Origin of the sequence: Bianquea renquensis, assembly GCF_014384895.1 — a bacterium.
Lineage (GTDB): Bacteria > Bacillota > Clostridia > Lachnospirales > Bianqueaceae > Bianquea > Bianquea renquensis.
Genome location: NZ_JACRSQ010000053.1, coordinates 1 through 10,354, shown reverse-complemented (window position 1 = coordinate 10,354; position 10,354 = coordinate 1). Strand labels below are relative to the sequence as shown.

At 44.1% G+C, this 10,354-nt stretch carries 8 protein-coding genes; all 8 read left to right on the top strand.

Annotation, left to right across the window (positions count from 1 at the left end; all coding sequences use genetic code 11):
* Positions 1–282 precede the first annotated feature (282 nt).
* Complete coding sequence (locus H8730_RS16755) at positions 283–471, top strand: hypothetical protein (RefSeq protein ID WP_177719948.1); 189 nt, start codon at positions 283–285, stop codon at positions 469–471.
* A 219-nt stretch (positions 472–690) separates the two neighbouring features.
* On the top strand, positions 691–933 hold the full coding sequence (locus H8730_RS16750; protein WP_177719949.1) for a hypothetical protein: 243 nt from the start codon (positions 691–693) through the stop codon (positions 931–933).
* A gap of 363 nt (positions 934–1,296) precedes the next feature.
* Complete coding sequence (locus H8730_RS16745) at positions 1,297–2,271, top strand: transposase (RefSeq protein WP_249290221.1); 975 nt, start codon at positions 1,297–1,299, stop codon at positions 2,269–2,271.
* A 712-nt stretch (positions 2,272–2,983) separates the two neighbouring features.
* Positions 2,984–3,196, top strand: a complete 213-nt coding sequence (locus H8730_RS16740; protein ID WP_249290220.1) for a hypothetical protein — start codon at positions 2,984–2,986, stop codon at positions 3,194–3,196.
* Positions 3,197–3,508: 312 nt separating this feature from the next.
* Positions 3,509–3,763, top strand: a complete 255-nt coding sequence (locus H8730_RS16735; protein WP_177719951.1) for a phosphopantetheine-binding protein — start codon at positions 3,509–3,511, stop codon at positions 3,761–3,763.
* Positions 3,764–3,943: 180 nt separating this feature from the next.
* On the top strand, positions 3,944–8,383 hold the full coding sequence (locus H8730_RS16730) for a non-ribosomal peptide synthetase (RefSeq protein WP_177719952.1): 4,440 nt from the start codon (positions 3,944–3,946) through the stop codon (positions 8,381–8,383).
* Positions 8,384–8,445: 62 nt separating this feature from the next.
* Complete coding sequence (locus H8730_RS16725) at positions 8,446–8,715, top strand: hypothetical protein (RefSeq protein WP_177719953.1); 270 nt, start codon at positions 8,446–8,448, stop codon at positions 8,713–8,715.
* A 35-nt stretch (positions 8,716–8,750) separates the two neighbouring features.
* On the top strand, positions 8,751–10,322 hold the full coding sequence (locus H8730_RS16720; RefSeq protein ID WP_177719954.1) for a B12-binding domain-containing radical SAM protein: 1,572 nt from the start codon (positions 8,751–8,753) through the stop codon (positions 10,320–10,322).
* Positions 10,323–10,354: the final 32 nt, after the last annotated feature.

Genomic DNA, 10,354 nt, shown 5'->3' with positions numbered 1-10,354 from the left:
ATTTGGAGTCCTCCCGAGTTTGTTGACTCCGGTCGGGCTTCGCCCTCCCTTCGTCAACAAACTCGATATCTCTTCCAAACTCCTTCGCTTTTTCGGTCTCACATCATTGACAAACGTACATTAGAAGTACAGAAATTATTTCAAATAGATGAGGCGGATCAGGAGAACTATAGGGTATGGAATCAAGAAAGATATGAATCCCAAACCTATCCGGGTATCTATTTTACAAAACTGGCCAACAATCTGGCGAAAAGAAAAGAGGGGGAATAGGATCGCTGGGGATTGATTTCCGCACCATTCGGAAAGATGAGCAATCTGAAAGAGTATATGTGCGATGTCTTAAAGACCTATATCGGAAGTTTTGGTTCCAATGACAACATTCAGCAGCACAAAGGGGATTATATAAGTGCCGTTCAGCGTTTCAAGAGTCAGTATGAAAAAGCTAGACTAATGGAACAAGAGCTCCAGTAGATCAGTGGTGCCAGAAAACGTTTTACAGGACAACGAGCGTCGCTGCACAATGAATCCCAAAGGGCAAGAGTCTTTAAAGCCCAACGGGAGCAAAATGCGGAAGAATTCCTAAAGGAACTGCAGACTCTTCATAAGGCATCTTTGCTAGGATCCAAAGCTTGTTTATGGAATTTCAAGAACCTATTGCTGTTGTGGAAAGAGCCTAGAGATGACGATGTAGTGACGTTTTCAAGGAGCGACCGGGAAGCGGCATTCGGCTCTCTAATGAACACGGTGTTTTGGCTGACTCCCGTTCTTTCCACTACATTCGCATCAGCGGGAAATATGCTGGCCTCCATTCGATGTCCAGGAGAAATCGGCTGCCGGATTATCGATGAGGCTGGGCAAGCCGCTCCGCAGATGGCGTTGGGCTCTCTTTTTCGCTGTCGCTGTGCTATTGTGGTTGGTGATCTCAGCAATTAACTCTGAAAGACAGCGCTCTTGATTACACAAAGAGAAAAAAGTGTCTTGGAAAAATCCTGTGCAAAAATTTTTGCAGAAAAAGTTTTCCGGCCATTGATGAAAATTTTTTTTCTGTTCTCTATAGTGATAAAGCGTTCCATCCCAATATCCCTGTAAATGTAATTGTCGGAGCATTGAATCTGAAAGAAGCTCTTGGTGACACGGATGATGAATTAGTGGTAGCCCTTATGTTTGATGTCCACTTCATACAACAAGCTTTGAAGAACCGCCTCTCAGCAACCGTACGTTGAGCAGATTCAGGGCAAGAGTATTAGCGTATGAGAAGAGCACGATGTTGACCTGATCCATGAATGTATTGTAAAAATGGCAAAGGAGCTCTCTGAATTTATGGACATATCTCCGAACAGGCAGCGAATGGACAGTTTAATGATTGCAGCCAACATAAAAAATCAACGTGAAATTGCTCTTCCAGAAGAGCAATGCCACTACATCGAAAAGGACGATTATAATCGCTGTAACTATCACAAAAGAGAGCTTGGTGCTGTAGAGCGGACAATTGCTGTAATGCATGATGCAGAAAAACTTATCGAGCTTTGCGATAAAACGGGAGAGCTTGATGATACCATCGAATACCAGCTCCTCATTCGTATCTTAAAAGAAAGAACCATCATAGATGATGACGGAAACAGAAGGCTTCGGAAAAAAGAGGAAGCCGAAAATTCATCGGAAGTTTTATTAAAACCATCGGATCCAGAGGCTACTTTTCGATACAAAGCCGGTGGAAGGAACTTAGTCTACGTTGGAAATGTTGTTAAATCCGTTGGGGAAAAAGGAAGCCTTATAACAGACTACGCATACGAGAAAAATATATATGCAGACAATCAGTTTATGAAGGATTATCTGGAGCAGCTGGATGCGTTTGATGAAGGAGCCTTTCTTGTTGCAGATGGCGCATATAGCGGCGAAATGAATTCACGGATAGTAGCATCAGATACCCTCAAGGAGGAATGTAATTCATGCCCGTACAAAGACCGATGTCATCCACGTTTCCTGAAAACAAGGGTTCGTAAGGAAGTTTCCTGGAAAGCGGTTGGAAGAGCAAAACAGCTACAATATATGAAAACTGAGGAATGCAATCAGTACGCGCGTTTTCGAAACGGAGTGGAAGCAATCCCATCTCTTCTACGAAGACGATATAAGGTAGATAAAATCCCAACGCACGGCAAGAACCCAACCAGATTTTATTTTGGATTTAAAATAGCAGCATTATATTTGCAAAAGTTATTGGACTATATCAATAACTTAGATCATTGTGTGCCCAGAACTGAAACGGCATAAAATAACAAATAATGTGTCTTTGACACCCGATTCTTATTAGAAAAGGAACTTGCAAAGAGTTTAGGAGCGCGATGAGATCTGTCACTAAAAAAGTGGTTTTAGGAACCGGTTAGTATAGTATTGGGATTGATGAAATTTGGTTTTGGATTGGAATTTTTGCATAGGTGATAATGAATGAGCTTTATCTGAAGCAAAATATCGCATTGCTTACCCACCCTGTTATTGAGTCAGGAAGTAAGAAACCTCTATTTCTTCCTAACATATATATGATCCTAGTTATCATAATTTGATATGGTTGTACATCTCCTCTCAACTCAAAGCAGCAGTGCAGTACTGCGAGCAGTTGCAAACCAATTCAAAATATTTCTCGCAGTAATTAGCGAGATTTCAAATGGTGATTCTTTAGTTTTAAAAAAATTAATGAAAATAGTTGACTTATCAACTATTTTGTGATAATATAAAATAAATAAATAATATAATATAATTTTTTAAATTTAAAATCAAAATAGTATAATATGCTAGATTATGTGAGAGCAGATGGAAGGTCATTAATTTTAAATTATAAGTCCTATCATAAATTTTAATTTATTCTGCTCTTTTATAACATTAAGATTTGTGAGTAATACCAAACCGCAGCATTTGATTATGCTTTGTGATTAATGTACTGGTTGTAAACTTCGTTTAAAAATTCCTTAAAGAGAGAAAGAAGTGCATGTCAGTGATTACCGAAAAGGTACTAAGGTCGGCACGCACAAAACTAATGGATATAGCGGATCGAGGTACCTTTTGCGAAATGGTTAAAAGTCTAACTTCGGGAAATCAGCTAGGATTGGCGGGTTATGAAGAGAAATTAGAAAAGGCACAAAAAACTGGAGAGCAAGAAGCAGTTATTTCAGGGTATGTAAAAATTGGAGGAATTCCATGAGTGGTATTTATTATGGAGTATCAATTCGTGCTGGGAAGTATAGGGAGCGTGGAAGGAAAGAAAATTGTACGCGCTTTTGAAAAGGCATCCCGGAAGTGACTGCCGATAGTATCCATTTTCTGCATCGAGTGGTTTGTGTATGCAGAGGGGGCCTTGTTGTTGGTGCAAATGGCCAAGACCGCTAGAACTGGGATGCAGGAAGAGGGTGGTATAACTGATACGAATGGATAATGTGTTTCATTACGCAGTCTGCTTACTTGCCTTTGTATTTCAGAAGAACATTTGAATTTGTTGAGAAAAGGTGTGTGAACGATGGTGGCCAAATACGGAGATATTCGTGCTCAGATCGCCCAGATTATCGCCGACAACCTGGAAGGTGAAGAAACTCTGGAGCAGTTGAAGGAAAATGACGACCTGACAGAACTGGAGATAAATTCGATTTTGTTTATCAAGATCATTATAGGCATTGAAAATCAATTCAATATAGAATTTGATGATGAGGCGTTGGACTATTCCAAATTTGTTTCAATGGAGAACTTAATTTATTATGTTCAGGAAAAATTATAATGTGCCGTTGAGATTCGTCTGCTAAGCTGAATATCACTTTCTATATGATTAGGGAAAGCCATATACACAAGCATGGTTATCCTGCTATCCTTTCAAGGCGTGTCACCTTTACTGTACGACTGCAAGTGCCATATTTTGAATCACGAGTCAAGTAATAATATGGAAAGGAATGAAGCTCTAATGCTGCCTTCTGATTCGGTAGAAAGCTACCCGCTGACTCAGCCTCAAAGCCGTATACATATTACACAAATGTTCTATCCCCATTCATCCATGTTCACCATCGGGGGCATGGTTTTAATCAACGGTCCCCTGGATAAGCAATTGCTGCATAAGGCAATCGCCCATTTTGTGCAAACGCATGACGCTTTTCATATTCGTTTATTTGTCGGCGAGGATGGACAGGTATATCAGTATTTTTTACATAATGATGAGCCGGTGATTGAGTGGAAGAACTTTGAAACGGATACAGATTTTTCCGATTGGTTAGCCCGGCAGGCAGCATCGGTCTTTCCCATGTACAATCAGGCTTTATACCAATTTACCCTTTTTCAAAAGGAAAATGCGGTCGGCTATGTCATTCGTCTCCATCATATTATTGCGGATGGCTGGTCCTTTCAAATGCTGACAGAAGAAATTCATGAAAGCTATCTTTCCTTAGCCGGCGGCGACATCTTTGCCGACACCTCCGCTATTTCCTATAAGCAATTTATCCGCACAGAAAACGAGTATCTGCAATCCAAACGATATGAAAGAGACCGTCGCTTCTGGAACGCGCGGCTTGGCGGTTCTCCAGAGCCGTTTTTGCAATTACCGCAGGCTGATATATCTGGGGCCCGCTATACATGCAGGTTGAACAGCCGGCAGAAACGGGAGATTTTCCGCGTTTGCCAGGAGAACAACGTTAGCCGAGGAGCTTTTTTTATCGCGTTGTATCAGCTGTATCAGTACATTTTTATAGGTAAACGGAATGCAACAATCGGCGTTCCGGTTTTGGGCCGCCTATGCCGCAATGAACGAAAAATTTTCGGTACATTCGTTAATACTCTGACCTTTCGGATGGAACTAGAGGATGAGACGGCCGTCGCCGATTTTTTAACCTCTGTAGACCGTCGGTTCAAAACGGATCTTTTACATCAAAGGTATCCCTATAACCATTTGATCAGGGATCTAAGGCTGGGGGCCAATTCGTTATATCGGGATTGTGTAAATTATTATAATACCACTATGTGCAAAAGGTTTGCCGGCTATTCCGTAGAGAATGTAGAGTTTTACAACGGAGAACAGGCGTATGATATGCAGTGGATAGTCCGAGATTGGTCGGATAAAGAAGATATACACCTCGACATAGACTATAAAACATCTTTGTACTCGGCGGAATATGTCCGGGATATGGGTCAGAACATTGTTCGCTTGTTGGACTGCATTTTAGGTTGGCCTGAACAGAAAATTCGTGACCTACCTCTGAAGGTCAAAAATAGCCACTGGGAAAAGATGACCGCCTTTCATCGAGAAGGGATGCATGCCGTTCCGGATAATACGGTCGTGGACATGTTTCGGGAGTCTGTTGAAAGCTTCCCACAAAAAACGGCCGTTTCGGACGGCGACCAAAACTGCACATATGCCCAGATCGACCAACGTTCCAATGCCATGGCAGAGTTTCTGAGAATCCGCGGATTGGATGGAGGCGATGTTGTGGGTATCCTCTTGGATTATACCATTGACGCTGTAGCGACCATAATCGGTATACTGAAAGCGGGGTGCGTATATGTCCCGCTGGATGCATCCTGGCCTCATGAGCGTATAGCGTATATACTGCAAGATACGCAGGCGTCCCTGATTCTGACCAACCGGTCTGCGTGCTTCCTGGAGGAGGCCGGATTCTCCGTGGTTGATATACGGGACGAAAAAGTTTTCCCCGACAAACCGTCGCGGGTTGTCGGCCCATTTCCCACTGATATAGCCTATATCATATACACATCGGGTTCTACAGGACAGCCCAAGGGCGTTGTTGTATCTCACCGGTCTCTGGCAAACTATATATCGTTTGCACGGCGACAGTATGTACGAGGGCCGGAGGATGTTTTTGCCCTGTACTCTCCGCTGTCATTTGATCTGACCGTCACATCGCTGTATACGCCGCTATCATGTGGCTCATCGATACAGCTTTACCGTCACGACGGCCGGGAGGCTCATGTATTGCTTCGCATTATGCGGGAAAATCTTTGTACAGTTGTCAAGCTGACGCCGGCCCACCTTCATTTCGTTTCGGATGTGGACAATCGTGTTTCCGCCGTTAGGCAGCTCATCGTTGGGGGTGAAAACCTGACAACAGAACTTGCCGGGAAAACGCTTGAAAGCTTTGGAGGAAAGGTCGTCATATATAACGAATACGGGCCGACTGAAGCTACCGTCGGCTGTATGATTTATCAATATGATCCTACGGCGGATATTGGGAGTTCGGTACCCATTGGTCGGCCGATTGAAAACTTGCGTATTTATGTGCTGGATACTCATCTTGATCCGTTGCCTATGGGGGAAGACGGAGAAATTTATATTGCTGGAATGGGTTTAGCGCAGGGGTATGTCAATCATCCCCTTTCTACGAGCCAGCGCTTTATCCGCAGCGACCGATGGGGCTGTACCCTATACAAAACCGGCGACCGGGCTCGGTATATCCGGGAGGACTGCATAGAATATAAGGGGCGGACAGACGATCAGATCAAGATAAACGGCTACCGAATAGAGCCATCTGAAATAGAAAACTGCATGCAAAAGATTCCCGGTTTGCAGCGTGCTGTCGTCGTGGTTCATGCTCTGTCGTCCCAGATGGTTTTGTGCGGTTATTATACGGCGGACGGCCCTTTCCCGGATTCACAGATTAAACAGGCGCTGGCACAGTATTTGCCGGATTATATGATACCGCCGCTGTTTCAGTATGTGGAGAAAATCCCCCTAACATCAAATGGCAAAGTGGATAAACAGGCGCTTCCATTGCCTCAAAGTATGGTCGCTGTAGCGGCGCATTCTACGCCCACCGGCGTTGAGAGGATTCTTCTTGATGAATTGTGCGAAGTTCTTGGAAAACCCGTTACAATGGAAGACCATTTTCTCTATGCCGGAGGGGACTCTATTCGGGCTATCCAACTGGAGACAAGGCTGCATCGGAAAGGGTATCGATTAAAAACGAGAGATATCCTGCAATTTCCGAACCTCCGCGACATGGCCTGCCGTCTTGAGAGCTATCAGGAAGTAGGGGGAACACACGCACCCTGTACAGGCAGTGTGCCATTTCTTCCCATCGACCACTGGTTCTTTTCCCAGTCATTTGCCCATCCGGAGCAATATTGTCAGACAATGTATCTGCGTCTTACCTCCTGCTGGGAGACGGACGATTTAACGCAAGTGCTGCAGTCCCTGATCCAGAAGCACGATGCGCTGAGATTGCGATATCTCGGTTGTACCGACGAGCTACAGTTTGATCAACATCCCCAGCCGATTTGCGTGGAGGAATATCCTTTGCCTGACGGACTGACGTCCGAAGAGGAAAAGTCGGTGATTCGACAACATATGTATACGCTGACGCAGGCGTTCGACATGGCGGTCGGCCCCATCATGGCTTCTGCTCTTTTTCGCAGTAAGCAGGGCGACGACCATTGGGGGATATGTATTCACCATCTTGCTGTAGACGGTGTTTCGTGGTTCATATTGCTCGCTGATCTTCAGACCATGTTAGAGAGAAAACTGAGGATGTCCTCCAAACCCATAAGTTCCTTAGAAAAAACACAATCCATTCAGGTCTGGGCTCAGGCGATAAGTAGGATGGACAGCCCCAGACAGGCGGAATGCGCATATTGGCGCGACATGTTGAGTCACGATACCTCTTTTCCTTGGGGCGGACAGGAAGCGCCCACGAGGGAAGCGCAAAACACAGTGCGCTTTCTGCCAGAGCAGACAACCCGTAATCTGTGCGGATATGTCAATGCCATTTTGCACCTCTCCATGGAGGAACTGCTCATAGCGGCATTGGGCGTAGCTCTGGGAAAATGCCTGCCGCAGTCCAAAGTTCTGTTGGAATTGGAGCACAACGGGCGATATGAGGACGTCAGGGATATAGATATCTCCCGAACCGTAGGGTGGTTCACCAACGTTTATCCTTTAGCGATCCCCCTGCAGGTCGACGATCTAGAATCCTATATCGGAAAGATAAAAGATGTGCTCCGCTCGGTTCCCAATCATGGGCGCCATTATAGTCAATGTGTCGAGAATCCATGGCAATATATTCCGCAAGCCATACGTTTCAATTATCTGGGGCGGTTTACATCGAAATACTCCTGCTTTAAGGCGGAGCCGTTGGAAGGGATTTTTGGCGTACAGGGGCGTGAAATTTTGTGTGTTATGGAAATCAACAGTATTCTGTATGACGATCAGCTAGTGGTGCATTTGCGCAGTGGGTATTCATCACAGCAAATACCGTTGGAGCGCATAACGGAAAAATGGATGGACCAATTGCTTGCATTCGGGCAAATGTGCAAGGACGATTTCTCTTTCTCGCAAAAGGTAAGCCCCTCCGATTTCTCGACGAGACTGACTCAGGGGGAACTGGATGCTTTGTTTGGATGACACAAAGCCGTTACGATATTTTTTAATAAATCAAAAATTATGAGGATTAACGAGGTGATTCGATGGCCAGAATCGGGTATGTGCCTGAAATACAGCAGGTGAAGCAACAATTAGAAACGCTTGAAAAAAAGGGGATTATACAGTCATGGGAATTGCCCTATGAGAATTTGCTGACGCGATTGTCTGCGGCTTTGTTCTTTGTCACACCGACTGGAGATATGCAACAGGTATTGGAGGCTATCAAAACACCGTCTACCGTATGCTGTGAAAAGAATGATAAGCAAGCCTTGTCAGATTTGGAATATTGCCTTTTCTTTCAACAGGTCGAATAACCATTGGTACCATTTTTACGAAAAGAGATGGAAAAATGAAAATATGTTATATTAGTCCGCCGGATAAAAGCAAAATAGAGGCAGACATAGAATATTGCTATAACGCATATAATGTTCCACATCTCGGGTTGGGTTACATTGTCTCCTATTTAAAAAAAATCGGGTTTGAAGTAGAGTATTTTGAATGTGTGGGTCAGCGCATCAAACTTGAAAAGCTGTTTTCGATTATACAAGAAAAACAATACGATGTTATCGGTATTTCCAGCTACGATTACAACAGCTATAACCTCGTGCGGATTGTGGAAAGAATTAAACAGATCTGCCCTCATGCTTTTATCATACTGGGCGGGTATTACGCTACGCTGAATTACAAAAACCTGCTGGAAACGCTTGATATCGACTGCTGCGTCTGTGGCGAGGGAGAAGAAACCAATCTGGAACTGCTGCAGCGTTTGAACCTGGGGCTTCCTTATCAGGATATCCGAGGTATCGCTTACAAGAAGGATGGTCATGCCATAAAAAACGAGAACCGTCCTCTCATTATGGATCTGGATGCTCTACCGTTCCCTGAAAGGCCTTTTATTGCACGCCGCAAAATGGCGACGTTAGCTACCGCGAGAGGTTGTTATGGATGCTGTAGCTTTTGTTCCATCCGGGCGTTCTATCAAGATCTTACCGGTCCGCGTATCCGTTTCCGGAGCCCAGAAAATATTGTGGAAGAAATAGCTTTGCTGATTGAACATCGCGGCGTTCGGTTCATCAACTTCGTGGACGATAATTTTGTGGTTAATACACCGCAAAATATCTCCCGTCTTAACCGCCTTTGTGATCTTTTAGAGGCCAGCCGTTTTGATTTTCAATTCAGTATTACAGTGCGCGCAAACGACTATATCAAAAATGAGGACTTGTTGAAACGCCTTCAGCAGGTGGGCCTGAAATATGTTTTTATCGGTATAGAATCCCTGATTCAACGACAATTGACCCTATACGAAAAAAAGATTGAAGTGTGGGAAAACGAAGAGGCTTTCCGGTTATCCAAACGGTTGAATCTGAAAGTGGATATAGGATTTATCTTGTTCGACCCCTTTGTCAAACTGGATGAAGTTATCTACAACATAGAAGCTCTGCTGGAGACATCTTATTTTGACTTTATGTATGCGGGCGGATATATGCTCTCCATGTATTCCGCTTTGGCACCGGTATTTGGATCAAAAGTCCGTACCCTGTTAATGGAAAAGCATATGTACAGCCAGCAGAATCCTTTTGCTTTTCAGAATGAAGACGTGGCGTTATGCTATAAACTGATGAAAATTTGGTCCATGCGTGTTTACGACGTTAATATTCGCTACTACCTGATTATGAAAGCCGAGGATTTAGGATTTGAGGAGCTTTCTCAACGGCTTTATTGCAACAAGGTTCGACTGGCAAAACATGATGCCCGCTTTATCATCGCCTTATGCAGAGCGTGTATGGAAAAAGTAGTGGATGAAGACAATTTTGATCTCTTTATGAAGGATTGGCTTGATGAGCTGGACGAAATTGATCAGCAGTTCCGGTTCGGCGAAAAACAACTCAGAGAACTGGTGGTGAAGGGAATTGAAAAATAAGAGAGTATGGGCCTGTATGAAACCATTTACGG